The 20,084-nt window shown below is 39.1% G+C and carries 19 protein-coding genes; 15 read left to right on the forward strand and 4 right to left on the reverse strand.

Annotation, left to right across the window (positions count from 1 at the left end; genetic code table 11):
- Positions 1-13: 13 nt before the first annotated feature.
- From atpB to ACY2RU_RS12415, 13 genes are all read left to right on the forward strand, one after another.
- Positions 14-1,129, forward strand: coding sequence for a F0F1 ATP synthase subunit A (atpB, locus tag ACY2RU_RS12355; protein WP_490138769.1), 1,116 nt, complete (start codon positions 14-16; stop codon positions 1,127-1,129).
- Positions 1,130-1,200: 71 nt separating this feature from the next.
- Complete coding sequence (atpE, locus tag ACY2RU_RS12360) at positions 1,201-1,392, forward strand: ATP synthase F0 subunit C (RefSeq protein WP_014781930.1); 192 nt, start codon at positions 1,201-1,203, stop codon at positions 1,390-1,392.
- Positions 1,393-1,520: 128 nt separating this feature from the next.
- Positions 1,521-2,021: a F0F1 ATP synthase subunit B gene (locus ACY2RU_RS12365; protein WP_490138770.1), complete on the forward strand. Its 501-nt coding sequence runs from the start codon at positions 1,521-1,523 to the stop codon at positions 2,019-2,021.
- A gap of 6 nt (positions 2,022-2,027) precedes the next feature.
- Entirely contained in the window at positions 2,028-2,567 is a 540-nt protein-coding gene (atpH, locus tag ACY2RU_RS12370; protein WP_490138771.1) for an ATP synthase F1 subunit delta, read from the forward strand.
- 48 nt (positions 2,568-2,615) lie between these two features.
- Positions 2,616-4,196 carry a F0F1 ATP synthase subunit alpha gene (atpA, locus tag ACY2RU_RS12375; RefSeq protein WP_490138772.1) on the forward strand — a complete coding sequence of 527 codons (1,581 nt, stop codon included), beginning with the start codon at positions 2,616-2,618 and terminating at the stop codon, positions 4,194-4,196.
- Positions 4,197-4,224: 28 nt separating this feature from the next.
- Positions 4,225-5,088, forward strand: a complete 864-nt coding sequence (gene atpG / locus ACY2RU_RS12380; RefSeq protein WP_490138773.1) for an ATP synthase F1 subunit gamma — start codon at positions 4,225-4,227, stop codon at positions 5,086-5,088.
- Between the two features lie 351 nt (positions 5,089-5,439).
- A complete protein-coding gene (locus ACY2RU_RS12385) occupies positions 5,440-5,955 on the forward strand; it encodes a hypothetical protein (protein WP_490138774.1) in 516 nt (171 codons plus the stop codon).
- Positions 5,952-7,412: a lipopolysaccharide biosynthesis protein gene (locus tag ACY2RU_RS12390; protein WP_490138775.1), complete on the forward strand. Its 1,461-nt coding sequence runs from the start codon at positions 5,952-5,954 to the stop codon at positions 7,410-7,412. The genes ACY2RU_RS12385 and ACY2RU_RS12390 overlap by 4 nt, the downstream gene beginning before the upstream one ends.
- Positions 7,413-7,424: 12 nt before the next feature.
- A complete protein-coding gene (gene dut, locus ACY2RU_RS12395) occupies positions 7,425-7,862 on the forward strand; it encodes a dUTP diphosphatase (protein WP_490138776.1) in 438 nt (145 codons plus the stop codon).
- A gap of 108 nt (positions 7,863-7,970) precedes the next feature.
- A complete protein-coding gene (locus ACY2RU_RS12400) occupies positions 7,971-8,987 on the forward strand; it encodes a sugar nucleotidyltransferase (RefSeq protein ID WP_490138777.1) in 1,017 nt (338 codons plus the stop codon).
- Positions 8,988-9,002: 15 nt separating this feature from the next.
- A complete protein-coding gene (locus ACY2RU_RS12405) occupies positions 9,003-10,373 on the forward strand; it encodes a tetratricopeptide repeat protein (RefSeq protein ID WP_490138778.1) in 1,371 nt (456 codons plus the stop codon).
- Positions 10,342-11,157, forward strand: a complete 816-nt coding sequence (gene lolB1, locus ACY2RU_RS12410) for a lipoprotein insertase outer membrane protein LolB1 (protein WP_490138779.1) — start codon at positions 10,342-10,344, stop codon at positions 11,155-11,157. Before ACY2RU_RS12405 ends, lolB1 begins: the two co-directional genes overlap by 32 nt.
- Positions 11,138-12,394 carry a murein hydrolase activator EnvC family protein gene (locus ACY2RU_RS12415; protein ID WP_490138780.1) on the forward strand — a complete coding sequence of 419 codons (1,257 nt, stop codon included), beginning with the start codon at positions 11,138-11,140 and terminating at the stop codon, positions 12,392-12,394. Before lolB1 ends, ACY2RU_RS12415 begins: the two co-directional genes overlap by 20 nt.
- Positions 12,395-12,471: 77 nt before the next feature.
- Here ACY2RU_RS12415 and ACY2RU_RS12420 read toward each other — a convergent pair whose 3' ends face one another.
- From ACY2RU_RS12420 to ACY2RU_RS12430, 3 genes are all read right to left on the reverse strand, one after another.
- The gene (locus ACY2RU_RS12420; RefSeq protein ID WP_490138781.1) at positions 12,472-15,207 is read right to left on the reverse strand and encodes a S8 family serine peptidase; all 2,736 of its coding nucleotides are present in this window, start codon (positions 15,205-15,207) and stop codon (positions 12,472-12,474) included.
- Between the two features lie 176 nt (positions 15,208-15,383).
- Entirely contained in the window at positions 15,384-15,893 is a 510-nt protein-coding gene (locus ACY2RU_RS12425) for an acyl-CoA thioesterase (protein ID WP_490138782.1), read from the reverse strand.
- A 104-nt stretch (positions 15,894-15,997) separates the two neighbouring features.
- Positions 15,998-16,954, reverse strand: a complete 957-nt coding sequence (locus tag ACY2RU_RS12430; protein WP_490138783.1) for an HU domain-containing protein — start codon at positions 16,952-16,954, stop codon at positions 15,998-16,000.
- A gap of 98 nt (positions 16,955-17,052) precedes the next feature.
- On the opposite strand from ACY2RU_RS12430, the gene dprA reads away from it, so the two are divergent.
- On the forward strand, positions 17,053-18,159 hold the full coding sequence (dprA, locus tag ACY2RU_RS12435; RefSeq protein WP_490138784.1) for a DNA-processing protein DprA: 1,107 nt from the start codon (positions 17,053-17,055) through the stop codon (positions 18,157-18,159).
- On the opposite strand, the gene trpS is transcribed toward dprA, so the two are convergent.
- Positions 18,156-19,124, reverse strand: a complete 969-nt coding sequence (gene trpS, locus ACY2RU_RS12440; RefSeq protein ID WP_490138785.1) for a tryptophan--tRNA ligase — start codon at positions 19,122-19,124, stop codon at positions 18,156-18,158. The two genes, dprA and trpS, sit on opposite strands and share 4 nt — an antisense overlap.
- Positions 19,125-19,230: 106 nt before the next feature.
- Here trpS and ACY2RU_RS12445 point away from each other — a divergent pair, with 106 nt between their 5' ends.
- Entirely contained in the window at positions 19,231-19,971 is a 741-nt protein-coding gene (locus ACY2RU_RS12445; RefSeq protein WP_490138786.1) for a lysophospholipid acyltransferase family protein, read from the forward strand.
- The last annotated feature ends 113 nt before the right edge of the window (positions 19,972-20,084 follow it).

A 20,084-nucleotide genomic window follows, 5' to 3' on the forward strand; every position in this document is an offset into this window, starting at 1 on the left:
GCAAAGAAAAACATTGTCTAGATTACTTTTAATTTTAGTTGTTGCATTCACTACTTTTTCTTGTTCAAAAGAAACAGCTGAAGATGTGCAAGCGAAAGCCGACAGAAAGCAGAACGTTAAAGATTACGTAGCGCATCACTTATTGGATTCGCATGATTTCGGACTCTATTCATACACTGATGATGCGGGTGAAGTTCATCATGTTGGATTCCCGTTACCTATTATTATATGGGACGATGGTTTAAAAGTGTTTTCTTCTGCTAAGTTCCACCACGGCGAAACTGTTGCTGAGGTTGACGGAAACTACTACAAAATTGATCACGCTAAGATCTATAAGACTGACGCGGCAGGTACCATTAACTATGATGAAGATCACCACGCCACTAATGCGAAGCCTTTAGACCTTTCAATCACCAAAGGTGTTTTTATGATGTTACTTACATCCATCCTGATGATCTTGTTGTTTAGAGGGCTTGCAAAAAGCTACGCTAAAAACGGAGGTATTGCTAAAGGAGCAGGTCGTTTCTTTGAACCTATCGTACTTTATATTAGAGATGATATTGCTATCGCAAACATCGGAGAGCAGAAGTACAAAAAATATATGCCATTCTTATTAACCGTATTTTTCTTTATATGGTTTCTGAATATGTTCGGTCTTACACCACTGGGTGTGAACGTGACCGGAAACATTGCAATTACAACAGCATTGGCGATCATTGTTTTTCTTATCACAACTTTTACAGGAACTAAAGATTACTGGAAACACATTTTTGATCCCCTAGGAGACGGAATGCCTTGGTCTGGAAAGATCTTTATTTATATCATTTTAGTGCCTATTGAAATCTTAGGTCTTTTTATTAAGCCTTTTGCACTACTAATACGTTTGTACGCCAACATGACGGCAGGTCACGTAGTATTGGGAAGTTTATTAGGATTGATCTATATTTTTCAAACATGGTTAGGTGGAACATTATCATTTGGTTTGGCATTCGCCATTTCATTGATCGAAATTCTAGTAGCATTGCTACAAGCCTATATTTTTACAATGCTAGCAGCCTTGTACTTCGGTTTTGCAAGTGAGACTCACGAGCATCACGAAGAACATGAAGGCGAGATTCAGCATTTATAATAAGAGTAGTGCCTCAAGAGGAGTCTAGAGGTAATTTTAACGAGAGTGTTTAATTTTTAATTATATATATTATGGAAATCCCAACTATTGTAGGAGCAGGTTTAGCAGTAATCGGTGCCGGTATCGGTATCGGAATGATTGGTGGAAAAGCTATGGAAGCTATTGCACGTCAGCCTGAGGCTTACGGAAAAATTCAAACAGCGATGCTAATTGCAGCGGCGCTTATTGAAGGTATTGGTTTCGCAGCGATTTTCGCAGGGTAATCAAAAAAGATAACATATCGCTGCAACGGTTGGTTGCAGGGATATGTTTCTATTTAAAATTGAACAAAATTTCTTCGGAAATAAATTAAAGTATAACCAAATATTACCCGCCTACGTGGGCAGTAAACATGGATAAATTAATAACAGAATTTTCAGTAGGGCTTTTCTTTTGGCAAGCCGTTGTATTTATTTTATTACTTCTTTTACTTCGGAAGTTTGCATGGAAACCTATCTTAAACGCAGTTAACGAGCGTGAGCAAGGGATCAAAAACGCTTTAGATTCAGCAGAAAAAGCAAAGCTAGAAATGGCAAACTTACAAGCTGACAATCAGAAGTTATTGCAGGAAGCGCGCGCAGAGAGAGAAGCAATGATGAAAGAAGCACGTGAGATCAAAGCAAAAATGATTTCAGACGCTAAAGAAGAAGCGCAAGCAGAAGCAAACAAAACCATTGCAAATGCACAAGTGGCTATTGAAGGTGAAAAGAAAGCAGCAATTGCCGAATTGAAGCAAACAGTAGCTTCACTTTCAGTAGAAATTGCTGAAAAAGTAGTGAAACATGAATTGTCTGATAAGTCTAAGCAATTAGAGTTAGTAGATACGATGTTGAAAGACGCCAACCTAAACTAAGATCCAATGAGCAGCAGAGCAGCCATACGATACGCGAAAGCAGTTTTAGAAAACGCCAACGAAGCCAATGTGGCCAACGTTGTTTTTGGCGATATGAAGTCTGTAGCAGCTACCATTAAAAATAGTTCAGAACTTCGTAACGTACTTAATAGTCCTGTGATCAAAGGATTGGATAAAAAAGAAGCATTGATCAAGATCTTTGCAGATAATTCAGACGCGACAAAGCGTTTGATCGAAGTCTTAACCACAAACAAGCGAATTGCTTTGTTAGGCGGAGTAGCAGAAAGCTATGTTGATCTTTACAATGAATCAAAAGGTGTTAAAGTAGCCGAAGTTACTACCGCTGTACCTTTGTCTTCAGAATTAGAAGAAAAAGTTTTGACAAAAGTAAAGGAGTTAACGGGAAGTGATCACGTAACTCTTGAAAATAGAATTGATGAGAGTATCATCGGCGGGTTTATCCTCCGTGTTGGAGATTTGCAGTACAATGCAAGTATCGCTAACCAATTGGATACATTGAAACGAGAATTTAGTAAATCATTATAACAGAAATTTAAGAAGTGTCTCACATCTTAGATCTCAAATCTTATAAAAATGGCAGAAGTTAAACCAGCTGAAGTATCAGCAATCTTAAAACAACAACTTTCAGGTTTTGAAGCAACTGCTTCATTAGACGAAGTAGGAACTGTATTAACCGTAGGTGATGGTATTGCTCGTGTTTACGGTCTTTCTAATGTGCAATATGGTGAATTGGTAGCGTTCGATAACGGACTGGAAGCCATCGTATTGAACTTGGAAGAAGATAACGTTGGGGTGGTTTTATTAGGACCCTCTGTAGGAATCCGTGAAGGTTCAACCGTAAAACGTACACAACGTATTGCTTCCCTAAAAGTAGGTGAAGGTATTGTTGGACGTGTTGTCAACACACTAGGACAGCCTATCGACGGGAAAGGACCTATAGTTGGTGAAACTTATGAGATGCCACTAGAGCGTAAAGCACCAGGGGTTATTTATCGTGAGCCTGTAACAGAGCCATTGCAAACAGGTATTAAGTCAATTGACGCCATGATCCCTGTAGGTAGAGGTCAGCGTGAATTGGTTATTGGTGACCGTCAAACTGGTAAAACAACAGTTTGTATCGATACCATTTTGAATCAAAAAGAATTTTACGATGCTGGAGAGCCAGTATATTGTATTTATGTAGCAATCGGACAGAAAGCTTCAACGGTAGCGAATATCGCACAAACCTTAGAAGATGCCGGAGCATTAGCATATACTACTATTGTTGCTGCAAACGCATCAGATCCTGCACCAATGCAGGTATATGCGCCGTTTGCTGGAGCTGCAATTGGTGAGTACTTTAGAGATACAGGCCGTCCAGCCTTGATTATCTATGATGATTTGTCTAAACAAGCGGTAGCATATCGTGAAGTATCATTATTGTTACGTCGCCCACCGGGACGTGAAGCATATCCTGGTGACGTTTTCTTCTTGCACTCAAGATTATTAGAGCGTGCAGCGAAAGTGATCAATGATGACAATATCGCAAAAGAAATGAACGACCTTCCAGACGTTTTAAAACCAATGGTAAAAGGTGGAGGTTCATTAACAGCATTGCCTATTATTGAAACACAAGCAGGAGATGTATCGGCATATATTCCAACAAACGTAATTTCTATTACAGATGGTCAGATCTTCTTAGATGGTGATTTGTTTAACTCTGGGGTTCGTCCAGCGATTAATGTGGGTATTTCTGTATCACGTGTGGGTGGTAACGCTCAGATCAAATCGATGAAGAAAGTAGCTGGTACTTTAAAGCTGGATCAAGCTGCTTTCCGTGAATTGGAAGCATTTGCGAAGTTCGGTTCAGACCTTGACGCCGCTACATTGAGTGTGATTGAAAAAGGAAAACGTAACGTAGAGATCTTAAAGCAAGCGGAAAACGACCCGTATACAGTTGAAGATCAAATTGCGATCATTTATGCAGGTTCTAAGAACTTACTTCGTAATGTTCCTGTGAATAAGGTTAAGGAATTTGAAAGAGATTTCTTAGAGATGATGAACGCGAAGCACAGAGATACACTAGATACGTTAAAGGCTGGTAAGTTAACTGATGATACGATCGATGTGATCACTACAGTTGCTGCAGATCTTTCAGCGAAGTATAAAAAGTAATTTTGAATTCATAATTCATAATTGAACAATGGCAAACTTAAAGGAAATACGTAACAGAATATCATCGGTAAGTTCAACGATGCAGATCACCAGCGCCATGAAAATGGTGTCGGCAGCAAAGTTGAAAAAAGCGCAGGATGCTATTACAGCGATGCGACCTTATTCTGAAAAACTTTCTGAATTACTTCAGAACTTAAGTGCGACCTTGGACAGTGATGGAGGCAGTAAATATGCAGATCAACGCGAGGTGAATAAAGTTTTGGCAGTAGCCATCACTTCAAACCGTGGTTTGGCGGGCGCTTTTAACAGTAATATTGTAAAGGGAGCCCAGATTCTTGTAAATGAAACATACGCAGGAAAGCAAGTTGATTTTGTTACTATCGGTAAAAAAGGGAATGATATTTTAAAGAAAAACGGTACCGTTTTAACAAACAACGTTGCCATTTTTGATGACCTTACTTTCGATAATACTTCGGAAATCGCAGAAATGTTGATGGATCAGTTCTCGCAAGGTAATTACGATAGAATTGTATTGGTTTATAATCACTTTAAGAATGCTGCGACACAAGAAGTAAAAACAGAACAGTTTTTGCCTATTCTTCCGCCGCCAGTTTCTGAAGTAACAACTACAGCCGATTATATTTTTGAGCCTTCTAAAGAAAAGATCGTTGAAGGATTAATTCCGAAGAGTTTAAAAACACAATTGTTTAAAGCGCTTAGAGATTCAGTAGCGAGCGAACATGGAGCACGTATGACGGCAATGCATAAAGCAACCGACAACGCAACCGATCTTCGTGATGCACTGAAATTACAGTACAACAAAGCACGTCAAGCATCGATTACAAACGAGATCTTAGAGATCGTTGGTGGTGCAGAGGCATTAGCAGGGTAATATTTCTTTGCTTATAATATTTTAAAGCCTCTCCAAACGGAGAGGCTTTTTTGATTTTAGAGTGTTTTCACACGTACCAGTGTGAGCAGGTTGTTTCTTTTTTGGGCGATGCAAAAAGGAAAATATAATTATGTTTTTGATATGATTTTTACTCGCGCTGCGCTATTTATTAAATGGATGCTCGTGAATCTTCAAGTTCTTTTGGACCGGCAAAAGAAATGAACATACTAAAATTAAGAGATATTCTCGTTGTGTACATCAAACCATAGTTTCGAATAGATCTTACACCAAATAATAATTCACACAAAAAAAACCATCATCAAACAACTTCCTTTTTTATACCTTTACCTTATGAAATTATTAAAACAAGTATTCTTACTTCTAGGCGTATCGTTTTTAACCCTAAGCGTTTCCAATTGTGGCGCGAGCAAGGCAGATACCCTTGCTTTTAATGAAAACCCACCGTTTAAGGTCGGTGATATTTACGCACAAGATTGGATGGCAGGTACGCCTGAAGGCGGTTCGGGTACAAACGTCTATATCAACCTAAGTGGAATTGAAGAGGGTGTGGTATTTAATGATGTTTTCTACGGAAAAAGATCAACCGAATTGGTTAGCTCACCCAATGTTCGGGTGCAATATATCGGTTATTTTAAAAATAAGCTTAGCCGAAACATTATCATGGATGCGGACCCAATAAAAGAAGCGGTTAACGAGGTACCAGTTGTTTCGCCGTTTGATCTATTGCCCAATGAGGCGGTGATAAGTTATACGCAAAACGGAAAACTGCAATATTATAAAACCGTACAAGTAACGGTAAAAGAACCTTTAGCATATCCTAGCACCAATCCCAACGGAATCGATTGAGCGTCTTTAAAAAACTCTTTAAGCAAACCTTTATTTACGGGCTCGCGACCGTCTTGCCCCGCGCGCTTGCCATTGTTCTAGTCCCGTTGTATACAGCGGTCTTAGAGCCGTCTTCCTTCGGAATTTATGCAACTTTAATGTCGTATCTTATTCTGGGAAACGTACTGCTTTCCTACGGAATGGAAACCGCGTTCTTTCGATTTATTAATAAAGATGAATCGAAGAAAAAGATCGTACAATCTACAGCACTTCGGTCATTGACCGTTTCTACGTTATTATTTTTAGGGGTAGGTCTATTGCTTCGCGAACCACTCGCGCTGCATCTTGATTTTAAGATAGAATATATTACCTACGGACTTATCATTTTGGCATTAGACGCGTTGGCTGTGCTTCCGTTTGTCTGGTTTCGGGCCAATGAACGCCCCATGCGCTACGCGATCATTAAGATCATTAATGTCTGTATCAATTTAGGATTTAATGTCTTCTTTTTGTTGGTGCTACCGTTATGGGCCGGCGAGGGTGACACTTCTTTGTGGAGTAGTATCTATTCCGAAGAAAACAAATTGACCTATGTCTTTATCTCTAACTTAATTGCCAGTGGAATTACATTGCTCTTACTAGTTCCGCAGTATATAAAAATTGGATTTAAATTTGACGCCTCCATCTGGCGTGCTATGTTTAAATATGCGCTTCCCGTACTCATCGCAGGTATTGCGTTTTCGATCAATGAGGCCTTTGATAAAATTTTACTGAAATATCTTCTTCCCGAAGATATTGCAGAGACCGAAGTTGGGGTGTATGCAGCTTGTTATAAACTGGGCGTTTTTATGACGCTTTTTGCTACTGCCTTTAGACTTGGTATCGAGCCGTTCTTTTTTAATCATGCAAAAAATGATAACGCGAAGACCACATACGCGACCATCACTAAGTATTTTACCATTTTTGGAAGCATTATTATGCTTTTTGTGATCGTTTATATTGATCTGTTTAAAGCGTTGCTTATTTCAAATCCCGATTATTGGGTGGCGCTTTCTATTGTGCCAATTATTTTATTGGCAAACCTCTGTTTGGGTATTTATCACAACCTTTCGGTATGGTACAAAGTGACCGATAAGACCAAATACGGGGCGTATATTTCAATTGTAGGTGCTATCATTACACTCGTGCTCAACTTCGTGCTTATTCCGGTGATGAGTTATATGGGCTCGGCTATTGCCACCCTTGCCGCTTATGGAAGTATGATGTTACTTTCTTATTTCTTCGGAAGAAAACACTACGCCGTTCCCTACGATCTTAAAAGAATTGGTGGCTATTTAATGCTTTCAATAGGCTTTTCAGTCCTTACATTTTATGTGTTTGACGGTAATTTAATCATAGGAACTGCTTTATTATTGGTATTTTTGTTGCTCGTATTTCGTTCAGAAAGGAATGAATTACAACGTATTCTGAAAAAATAACAAATCTTTACAATGACCACGATCAAGATCATTAACAAATCTGAACACCCACTTCCTAGTTATGAGACCATCGCTTCTGCAGGAATGGATATTCGTGCTAATGTCGCTGAACCTTCAACACTTAAACCGCTGCAACGAGCGATCGTAAAAACAGGGCTATTTATTGAACTTCCCATTGGTTATGAAGCGCAGGTTCGTCCGCGTAGCGGTTTGGCAGCCAAAAAAGGAATTACAGTTTTAAACAGCCCAGGAACCATTGATGCAGATTATCGAGGAGAAATAGGGGTGATCTTGGTGAATCTATCGAACGAAGACTTTACCATCAAAAATGGCGAACGAATTGCACAATTGGTGATCGCAAAGCACGAAAGAGCTGTTTGGGATGAAGTTGAAGAGCTAAGCGATACAAGTCGCGGAGCAGGCGGTTTTGGAAGCACTGGGCTTAAGTAATTATTATTGCACACTTAATGCGCAATCGCTACAAAGTATGTTGGCATAACAAAGAAAACCAGTCCGCGTAAAGAGCGGAATGACTATAAAATATATCTACATTAAATTATGAAAATAATCGTTCCAATGGCCGGCCGAGGCAGTCGTCTTCGCCCCCACAGCTTAACTGTACCTAAACCGTTAATTCCTGTAGCAGGTAAACCTATCGTACATCGTTTGGTAGCCGATATTGTAGGCGTTCTTAATGAAGAGATTGAAGAGATTGCTTTTATTTTAGGAGATCCAGCTTTTTTTGGAGACGAAGTTGTAAGCAGTTTAGAGGCGCTAGCAGCCGACTTAGGCGCAAAGGCAAGCATATACCGCCAATTGGAGCCAAAAGGCACAGGACACGCTATTATGTGCGCTGAGCCATCGCTTTCGGGGCCTGCAGTCATCGCTTATGCCGACACCTTGATTCGTGCCGATTTCAATTTAGATAAAGAAGCAGATAGTGTGATCTGGACCAAACGTGTAGAGAATCCATCAGCTTACGGCGTGGTAAACTTAAATGAACGTGATGAGATCACTGAATTAGTTGAAAAACCAGAGACCTTTGTAAGTGATCAAGCAGTAATTGGTATTTATTATTTTAAAGATGTTGCTGAACTGAAAAACGAACTACAATATGTTTTAGACAACAATATCATTAATGGTGGTGAGTATCAAATAAATGATGGTATCAAACGTATGATGGCTTCCGGGAAGATCTTTAAGACGGGAACTGTGAGCGAGTGGATGGACTGCGGAAATAAAGAAGTTACCGTAGAGACAAATCGGCGTATGTTGGGCTTTTTGGCTGAAAGCGGCGTTTCGTTAGAAGCTGATTCCGTAGTAAACGAAAATTCTAAGATCATTGAGCCGTGCTTTCTAGGAGAAGGAGTGCAATTACAAAACAGTACCGTAGGGCCATTTGCTTCTATAGGAGCTGGTACAATAATTGAGAATAGTTACGTTAAAAATAGTATAATACAAACCCACTCGGTGATTAAAAATGCTACATTAGACAATGCGATGATAGGTAATCACGCTACGTTTGATGGCAATTTCACAAATGTGAGTATTGGCGATTATTCAGAATTAAAGTAATACAAATGCCCCCTCGTGATCAGAAAATTGAGACTAAAACATACATTTACTATACTTTTCTTCGGAATTTTCTTCGGATGTTCACCCTTGTGGGCACAAGAGGAAGAGCCTACTGATGACCTCGGAAATGTGAGCGATGCCTTTCAAGAATATTTTTTTGAGGCATTAAAACAGCGTGCAATCTCAAACCATGAGTTGGCGCTTGAAGCATTACTAAAAGCCGAAAAAGCCGCCAAGGGAGACCCTGAAAATATAGCGGTTGTAAATTTTCAGATTGCTAAGAATTTGGTTTCAGTTCGTCGTTTTGATGATGCCATACCATATTTTGAAAAAGTGATCGCTTCGCAAGGAGATCGTTTGGATGTCATGGAAGCTATGTACGACCTGTACTATCAGCAACGTGATTATAAAATGGCAATACCCTTGGTTGAAAAGCTAGTTTTAAAAGATGAAGACTATAAAGAAGATCTCGCAAACCTTTATCACAGAACAAAGCAGTATGATAAGGCGCTGAGTTTATTAGACGAACTCGATGATCTTTGGGGCGAATCTACATATAGAAATACGTTACGTCGTCAGATCTATAAGGTAACGGGAAATACAGAGGGTGCCATTAGTGATCTTCAGGAGAAAATTGACAAGAACCCTAAAAAGGAGCAGGACTACCTTAATTTGATCTTTTTATACAGTGAACAAGGCGACACCAAAAAGGCCTTTGAAACGGCTAAGGAGCTGCTAAAAAATGATCCCAATAATGAAATGGTACATTTTGCATTGTACAAATTTTATCTGGATGCTGGAGATACCCAAGCAGCAATGGCCTCAATGAAAAAAGTATTTGCCTCAAAGCAACTAGACAAAGAGAGTCAGTATAAAGTGTTAGGAGATTTTATTCAATTTGTTCAAAGTAATCCCGAGTATGAAGATGAATTACAAAATATTGTAGCGTTATTTTCAGAAGAAGACAACGGTTTGGTATATGAGAAGCTTGGAGACTTTTATAGAGCAAAAGGGAAAAAGGAGCAAGCACTTGCTTTTTATGAACAAGGGATAGCGATAGATAAAGACAATTTTAGCTTGCTAAAAAACACCTTATTACTACAAATTGATTTTATGAAGTATGCCAATGCTGCTGCCTTGAGTAGTGAAGCGTTGGAGATCTTTCCTTCGCAACCTCTTTTGTATCTCATTAATGGTGTGGCAAATAATAATCTTCAAAAGACGGATGAAGCCATTGAAAGTTTGGAGACAGGTTTAGATTACATCCTAGATAATCCTGTGATGGAAAAAGATTATTACGAGCAACTTCAATTAGTTTACTCACAAAAAGGAAATACTAAAAAAGCAGATCAATATGCAAAAAAAGCGGCATCCATTCAGTTATAACAGCAAACGCCTGCGCTTGCTTGTCGTTTTCTTTTCCTTTGTATTCTTGTTGACTTCCTGTGGAGGAGCTAAGAATTTTAAGGGCTCTTCTACAGCTAATTCTAGTTTGGCAACCAAGAAGATCATCGCATTTCACGAAGCAGCTTCGCCAGATTTTAAGACGTTGGCGGCGCGGGTTCAGGTGGTTTATGAAACGGAAGGCAGACAGCAAAGCATCACTACCAGTTTACGTATGGAAAAAGATAAAACCATATGGATTAAAGCCTCATTGCTTGGTATTACCTTAGCAAAAGTGCTCATAACCCCAGAGCGTGTAAGTTATTATGAAACCATCGGAAACACTTATTTTGATGGTGACTTTGAGTTTTTAAGTGAATTATTAGGGACTGAAATAGATTTTCAAAAGGCGCAGGCCATTTTATTGGGGCAATCCATATTTAGTTTAAATTCAACTGCCTATACTTCCGAAGTGGTACAAAATAAGTACAAGCTACTTCCGAAGAAACAATCGGAACTTTTTATACATTCATTGCTTTTAGATCCCGATACATTTAAAATTCATTTAGAAACTCTTTCACAACCTAGCGAGCAGCGATTGCTCACTGTGAGATACGGTCCCTATCAAATGTATGGGCAAGAGATCTTCCCTTCAGAAGTAAAAATAGATGCTTCAGAAAAGGACAGTAAAACCAAGATTGAAGTAAATTATAAAAAGATCGATCTCAATGTTTCGGTCAGTTTTCCGTTTACAATACCAAATGGATATGATCAAATTGAATTATAAAATGACTAGCAACAAATTCATAGTATTTTTTGCAATGTTCTTGCTTGCGGGAACCTCAGTGTTTGCGCAAGTCGATAAGCAGGCTCAGCTTGAGGAAAAACGCCAGGCAATTCTTTCAGAAATTAAACAGATCAATTCACTTCTTTTTAAAACGAGAGGTGAAAAGAAGTCGGTTTTAACGCAGGTGGAAGATCTAAATCAGCGTATTTCAGCCAGTGAGAACTTAATTCGCATCACCAATCAGCAGGCCAATTTGTTAACGCGTAAAATCAATGACAACCTCACTAAAATGGACGGATTGCGAACTGAGTTATCCGACTTGAAAGAAGATTATGCGGCAATGATCAAGAAATCGTACAAAAGTAAGTCGCAGCAAAGCAGGATCATGTTTTTGTTCTCTTCGGAAAATTTCTTGCAAGCATATAAGCGTATCCAGTATATGAAGCAATATGCTAATCACCGAAAAAAACAAGGCGAACGCATCAAAGAAAAGACCGCGCTCTTACAAATTCTGAATAAAGACCTCGTTAGTCAAAAAGAAGAAAAAAAGAAGCTGATCGATGAAAACAAACTGGCCAAAGCCAATTTGACAAAAGAAAAGAAGAATCAGGAGACACTCGTAGCATCTCTTAAAAAGGATGAAGGTAAGTTTGCAGGGCAAATACGCAGTAAGCAAAAAGAAGCCGATGCGATCGACAGACAAATTGAAGCCCTAATTGCAGCTGCCATCGCTAAATCAAATGAAGGAAAAACAGTAAGCGGTAATAAAGTTAGTAAGCGGGAGTCAACTTTTGCCTTGACAGCAGAAGCGAAGGCTCTGGGAGCTAGTTTCACTACAAATAAAGGGAAACTACCATGGCCAGTAGAAAAGGGCGTAGTGGTGAAGCGCTACGGAAAACAACAGCATCCGCAGCTACCAAATGTTACCACCTTTAACAGTGGTGTTGAAATTGCAACTGAAAGTGGCGCAAAGGCGCGTGCCGTATTTAATGGAGAAGTACTTATGATACAACAGATCAAAGGGGCTAATCTTACAGTGATGATTCAGCACGGAAGCTATATTTCGGTATATAAAAACCTTACCAATGTTTTGGTTAAAACGGGCGATAAGGTAACCACAAAGCAAGCGTTAGGAACTGTTTACGATAATCCAGCTATTGGGAAAACCATTTTAAAATTTGTGATTTACCAAAACATGAATCGTCTAAATCCAGCAGATTGGATCTTTAGTATGTAAATAGAAATATGTAACTATATAAAAAGCCCCTCTTCAAATAGAAGAGGGGCTTTTGTATTTAAGCTTGTTATAAAATATTATTTCACTACAAGTTTTTTAGTTGTTGTACTATTTCCAGCGTTAATAGTTACAAAGTACACACCTGTTGTATAATTTGAAACGTTGATCGTAGCAGAACCATTTACACCTTGAAGGCGTTGCATATTCTGTCCTAGAATATTTGTTACAGTAATGTTGATCTCACTATTGATATTTGCAAAATCTAAAGTTACTGCAGTCTGTGCAGGGTTCGGGTACATCACTACATTTTCAGCAAGTGTATTATCATCAAAACCAACAATCTCACAGTTTAGGAGTCCGCCAGCATGACTAATCGCTATTTTTCTTCTTCCTACCCATCCGTCAGCATCATTTTTGGCAGCTACAGAAGCGTAAATAGGCTCATTGAAATCTGTAATTGGGAATGTAAACTGAAGATCAGATGTAGAACCAACAATATCCATGTATTTTTCTCCAAGAACATGCACGTCATAATTATCGGCGCCTGCAACTTCACTCCATAAAATGGTAGCAGTTGTTTCACAAACTTCTATAAATTGAATAAGCGAAACAGGAGGTGCAATTGAAAAAGTGTTATCACTTACATCACTGTGAGAACCACTAGTTACTCGTACTAAAGCATCGCCTGTAGCAACACCTGTTGGAAGTGTCCAGTCAATGTTAGTTTCATTCGCAGGAGCTGTACCGATCATGTTCCAGCTTCCACCATTATTAAGAGAATATTCAACAACAAAAGACGCTGCAGTATTTACTGCATCCCAGTGAATGGTCTCAACTTCGTTCGCTTGAGAAACAAATTTTTCTCCTTCGTTAGGGTAAGTAACAGTTAAATTATCTGAAACCAATTCGTATACCACAAAATATTCCTGTGGTCCCATTGGCACATTAAATCCGCTAACATTAATAGTATAGTTTCCAGCTGCAGGCGTACTAAATACTACTTGTTCCATATTGTTCAGGTGATCTGCTCCATTTGTAGCAGGAAGATTTAATGTTCCTGCATTTGGGGTAGGATCTAGGATATAAGGAAGGTGAGTACCACTTGAAGGATCTGTAACAACTAAATCTAAGTCATTAACTAAAGCAGGGTTTGCGCCCGTTGCAGCTGCAGGGTCATTCCAATATACCATAAATCGAGCTTCAACAGTTCCAGCAGGTACGTTTATCACGTGGTTATTTGAGCCACCTTGTGAGATATCGTCAGATAAGTAGCGGTTGTCTTCCAATAATTGAACGGCTCTGAAACCATTAACAAGTCCCCAACCAAAACTATAATCAGGACCAACATTACCATAGTCGTTTGCTGTGTTTAGCATGGTCGCTTTGATAAGTGCAGACGGAGGCAGCGCTCCACCATTAGCATCTCCATAGGCTTGATATAATTGTGCTGCAATTCCTGCAACACCTGGAGCAGCTCCAGAAGTTCCACCAAAAGATTGGTAGGCATTATTCTCTGAACAAGAACGTTGTCCTTGACCATGCGCAGTAATATCTGGTTTGATACGACCGTCTGTTGCTGGACCGCGACTACTTGAACTTTCAAGATCACCTTGATAATCGGTATTTGCTGTAGCAATTACATTCTTACCTTGCTTGTGTCCACCTGTAATATTACCCCAGCCTGAGCCAGCACCGTAACCACAATTTGAAGTACCTGAGTTCCCAGCCGAAAATACGTGAAGTATTGTTGGCATGTCATGAATTTGAGAATCAACAGTTCGTGCTGTTGTGGTATATCCATCGTTACAACCATTTCCGTAAGATGAATTTGTGATTTGCACATCACCATTTGTTAATCTAGTAACTGTTGCATTATCTGTAAAAGTAGAATTGTAGTTTACAACATAGATGTCAGATCCTGCTGCCATACCACGTACTTTAGGGTCTAAGTTCCCTGCTCCGGTCAAGATACCACCAACACCATCTCCGTGTGTTTGTCCTGATCCACCTACATTACTGATAATTCTTCCTTCAAAATCAATGTGTGGCCCTAATCGTCCGTCATCACGAACCATAACACCAACACCTGTTCCGTCGTAGTTTCTTCCAGTAAGGGTTTGAGTATCTAAGTTGCTTGATCTATGTAGACCTTTTCCTCTAATGTCTTCCTTTACAGAAGGCGCAGGAATTACGTCAATATACTTGATATAAGACAAGTTTGATAAGCTATCAAGACAATTATCTGGAATACGAAGATCAATTGTATTTCCAGTATCATGACGCTCTAATACGCCAATCTGTTTTCTGGCAAGATCCTGAATAATAAAGTTAACATCTACGTTATCGTGAAATTCGAGTGTCACTAGAAGGCTATTACCATCAACTGCATGCTCCGGGTAAGGTGTATTCTTCAGGTTTGAAGAAAGCTTAAAGCGGCCCTCAACTGGAATAATAGCACGAACACCACTGTCTTTTAAAAACTGAATTGATGTATTTGCGTCAAAATGAAATAAATAAGTTTTGTTTGGAATATACTCGATAAGCTTCAAATTATTGCTTTTGAACGCATCTTGAATATCTTGTGTAGGAGTTTCATAAAACTGAATCCATCCTACATATCCTCCTTTTAATTCAGAAGATTCTGGCATCTGACTCCATTGAAAGGTGTCAATATTTTCTTGAACAGCAATAGCGTCGTCTTGAAACGATATTGCATAATCACTTTGTGCATACGTGGTCGAGAACAAGAGTGTTAGCGCCATGAATACCAAACTTTTTAAGCTCCGCAGGGAGGAAAAAGTACTGTTTTTCATAATTATCTTTTTTAGATTAGTAAACAAGGAAGATCCCTTGAAATTTTTTGAATCTCAAATATATTGATTTACAAACTAAAAAAAAGGTTTTTAAATGTTAAAGTCGGAACCGTAAAATCCTTTAATGTACTATTAATCAGTACAATTTGGATATGTGAAGAAACTCTTCTAAAATTTTAAAGGAATAGCGCTTTCAATTCTGTGGCTTCCTTAGGGTTTAATTTCCCCGCCAAAACTAAACTCAATTGCCTTCTTCTTAGTGCTGCCTCATAACGCTCTTTTTCAAGATCACTTTCAGGAACAATAGGTGGTACGGGTACAGTATGACCCATTTCATCAACAGCGACAAAGGTATAGATCGCCTCATTGGCTTTACTGCGCATACCATTTTCGCGATCTTCAATCCAAACGTCCATAAATATTTCCATAGAACTTTTAAAAGCACGTGAAACTTTCGCCTCAACTGTAACCACACTTCCCAAAGGAATCATTTTATTAAATGCCACGTGATTTACAGAAGCTGTTACCACTATTCGTCTGCTGTGCCTTCTTGCGGCAATACTGGCTGCGCGATCCATACGCGCTAAAAGTTCGCCACCAAACATATTCCCAATGGGATTAGTCTCGCTCGGAAGTACTAGATCGGTAATGATAGTGCAAGATTGTGAAGGGGTTTTATGTTCCATGCTCAAATTTTTGGCAAAGGTACGTACTAATTCCATTTCCGAAGAATTGAAATAATATAGATTCTATGATTTCTTCTGAAGAATATAAGGAGACCCTCAGGGTGTTATTTGTCTAACTCTTGAACAAGCAACCAAGCGTCTTTGTTTTCGGTGTTTTTAATATTCCGAAGAGCTTGTAAAGCCTCTAATCGGTCTTCGTGACTACTGTATACCACTTGATGCAGTCCGTAGCGATTTTTGCCGATCTGTTTGGCAGAATATCCTTTTTCTGTCAATTGACGTACTTTCTTAGAAGCATTAGATTCAATTCGAAAAGCGCCAGCAATGATGTGATATTTGCCTGTTTCCTTTAAAAGCGTAAGGTTTAATGCTGGTAAAGGATTCTCAATGACAAAACTTGCTTCCTGAATCTGTGTTTCAACTAACGAATTTGCCTTTTGTTTTTCAGCAAAATTATGCTTTTGTACTTCGCCCTCGTATAATTTCATGCCTCCTAAGCCTGCTACTGTGATCGCAATGGCTGCAATGGCTGCATATTTTAAATACGGACGAGTAGCTCGTTTTTCAGGTGTAAATAATAAAGGGGTGCTTTCTTCAAAAGGAATTACCTTTTCTTCGGAAGCTGTTTCACGAAGTATTTGAGGCGAAACCACAGTTGTCAATCCAAAAGAGGACGTGCTAAAATTTTCTGTTTCTGAAGGCGCAAACTGTACGCTGTTTTCTTCATTCAGTGAAAATTCACCAATATTTTTTAAAGAAACATGCTTTTCTTCTGAAAGTTTAAGCGAAACAGTTCCAGTGAAGTTTCTAATCTTCTGAAGGGCATCTTCATAACTGCATCCCTCAACGGAGGCTACATAATTTGCCAATAAACCGTCATTGGTCTGTAGCTGTCTATTAAACGAAAGTGTCTTGCCAGGAGGATAAAAGGTGTAAGACGCATCATCTATTTTTGCAGAACGATATTGCGTCAAAAATGCTCCAAAACCCGGTACGATAACACACTCGTATCGGTATAATAAATCGTTGATGTACGTTGCCAATTGCATAGAAACAAACATAAAATTAATTTTATTCGCATTCAATTTTTATTCGTCTAACTTATCAACAACGAAAAAAAACCTATCTTTAAACGAGCTCCCCTGCTTGATACTTTTAAATGCTTTCTACAAATCAATTGCGTTATACACTTGCTTTACAGCGAGTTAATAATCTGGGAGATACTTCTGCTAAAAAATTAATTCAAATTGTGGGTTCCGCCGAAGGGGTCTTTAGGGAAAAGAAAAGAAATTTACTCAAAATTGACGGGATAGGGGCCTTTAAAATTAAGGGTTTGGAAGATACTTCGCTATTAGATCAAGCCGATTTTGAACTGCGATTTATTTCTGAAAACAATATCAGTATTAGTTATTTTCAAGATAAAGAGTATCCTGAAAAACTAAAACACTGTGTTGACGGTCCGTTGTTATTTTTTCACTCAGGTAATATTGATCTGCGGCGTAAAAAACTTATTAGCATTGTTGGAACGCGCAATATTACCAGCTATGGTCGTCTACAATGCGAAAAACTTGTTGCCGATATTGCCTTTTTCGACCCAGTCATCATATCAGGATTTGCATATGGAGTTGATATAACTGCGCATCAAGCCGCTCTTCAAAACAAGCTACAAACTATTGGATGTTTGGCTCACGGACTCAATAAGGTTTATCCAAAGGCACATAAAAAGTATATGGCTCAAATGAGGGAACACGGAGGGTTTATTTCTGAATTTTGGAGTGATGATCCCTTTGATCGGACTAATTTTTTAAAGCGAAACCGGATCATTGCTGGATTAAGTGAAGCAACTATTGTGATCGAATCTGCCGCTAAAGGAGGAAGTCTCGTCACTGCAGATATCGCCAATTCATATAACAGAGAAGTTTTTGCCATGCCTGGCCGTGTGACCGATAAGCAAAGCGAAGGTTGTAATAATCTGATCAAAACACAACAGGCACATGTTTTGTCTTCGGCAGCCGATCTGATCTATATGTTGGGCTGGAATTTGGATGAGCAAAGGTTAAATGCACAGCAAACGCAACTCTTTGTAGAACTTTCAGAAGAAGAAAAACCGATTTACGAATTTTTAAAAACTACCGAAAAAGAAGTGTTAGACATCATTGCCTTAAAATGTAAAATTCCAACGTATAAAGCTGCTACCTTGCTCTTAGGTATGGAACTTAAGGGTGCTATTCGCCCATTGCCTGGAAAGTTATTTCAAGCGATCTAGTACCCTAATTTAGTGCGTACTCGCTGCAAAACATCGTCTGCTACTGCGGCCGCCTTGGCAGCTCCAATAGCAAGGGCTTCATCTATTTCAGTAAGATTGTTTATATAGTGGTCATATTTTTCACGTGCCGATCCAAATTCCTTCAGAAGTAATTCAAACAAGGCCTGTTTTGCATGACCATAGCCATAATTTCCGCCTTTATAGTTGGCTCGCATTGCAGCAATTTCTTCGGAAGAAGCCATTAAGCGATATAACGCAAATACATTACAAGTTTCTGGATCTTTAGGATCTTCCATGGGTGTACTGTCGGTTTCAATACTCATCACTTGCTTGCGCAATTTTTTCTCTGGTAAGAATATGTTGATGATATTGTTTTTGGATTTACTCATTTTAGCACCGTCACGCCCAGGAATAAGCTTGGTATTTTCTTGAATTTTTGCATCGGGCATTACAAAAGTTTCTCCCAACTTCGCATGAAACCTTGAAGCTACATCGCGTGTCATCTCAATATGCTGCAATTGATCTTTTCCAACAGGAACGAGTTCGGCATCATAGAGCAAAATATCGGCTGCCATTAGCATAGGATAGGTAAACAAACCTGCATTTACGTCTTCTAGGCGATCTGCTTTGTCTTTAAAGGAGTGGGCAAGGGTAAGACGCTGATACGGATAAAAACAGCTGAGGTACCACGATAGTTCGGTTACCTGCGGAATATCACTCTGGCGATAAAAAACAGTTTTTTCAATGTCAAGTCCGAATGCCAACCAGGCCGCTGCTGTACTATAGGTATTGTTCCGAAGCGTTTCAGCATCTTTTATTTGTGTAAGTGAATGCATATCAGCAATGAACAGGAAACTTTCGTTTTTGGGATCATTAGCCATAGTGATGGCCGGAATAAGTGCGCCTAAAATATTACCCAAATGAGGGGTTCCTGTACTTTGTATTCCAGTAAGAATTCGTGACATAATTTTTTTTCGCCTGGGCGGGAATCTATTAGTTAGACATAAGATTTACGCAAAGTTACTTTTTTTCATGTATTCACGTGCTGCAATTACCTATTTTTGAACCCTGATGAAATTTTTGAGATATATTTTTGCACCACTTTACCGGATCTGGTTTTATCTTTTGATAACCATTCCTATTTTGGTGCTATTTCCCTTACTCGTGATTAGTATCTTGAAGGAGTCGTGGTATCCATTCTTTTTTAAGTTAGCACGGCTGTGGGCAACGATCATTCTTTTTGGAATGGGATTTCTTCCGAAGATAAAACGAAACACAACCTACAAAAAGAATCACAGTTATATGTTTGTGGCCAATCATACGTCCATGACCGATATTATGTTGATGCTCTATGTCACCAACAATCCGTTTGTTTTTGTTGGAAAAAAGGAATTGGCTAAAATTCCGTTATTTGGATTCTTTTTTAAACGCACCTGCATTATGGTAGATAGATCGAGCCCTAGAAGCAGACGAGATGTTTTTAACAGAGCGCAGGAAAGAATTAAGCAAGGCTTGAGCATTTGTATTTTTCCTGAAGGCGGTGTTCCAGAAGATCAAAGTTTACTGTTAGATACATTTAAAGACGGAGCTTTCCGTTTGGCGATAGAACACCATATTCCTATTGCGCCAATGACCTTTCACGACAATAAAAAGCGCTTTTCGTATCAGTTCTTTTCGGGAACGCCTGGTAAAATGCGGGTTGTGATTCACAAAGTAATTCCAACAACCATTTTGGAACTAGAAGATAAAAGGATGTTGCGAGAGCAGACGCGAGAGGTGATTTTAAAGGAGTTGCAGCAGCCTTCGGTTTAACCTTTCTTGGTTCTTTTTTGCACCCACGAAAAAAGAACAAGAGGAAAAAAAGCGCACAAAAAAAAACCATCCTATGGCGAAGAATGGTTTTTTAAATCATGCTTGAAATATAA

It is taken from the genome of Ulvibacter sp. 2305UL32-6 (genome assembly GCF_058148545.1).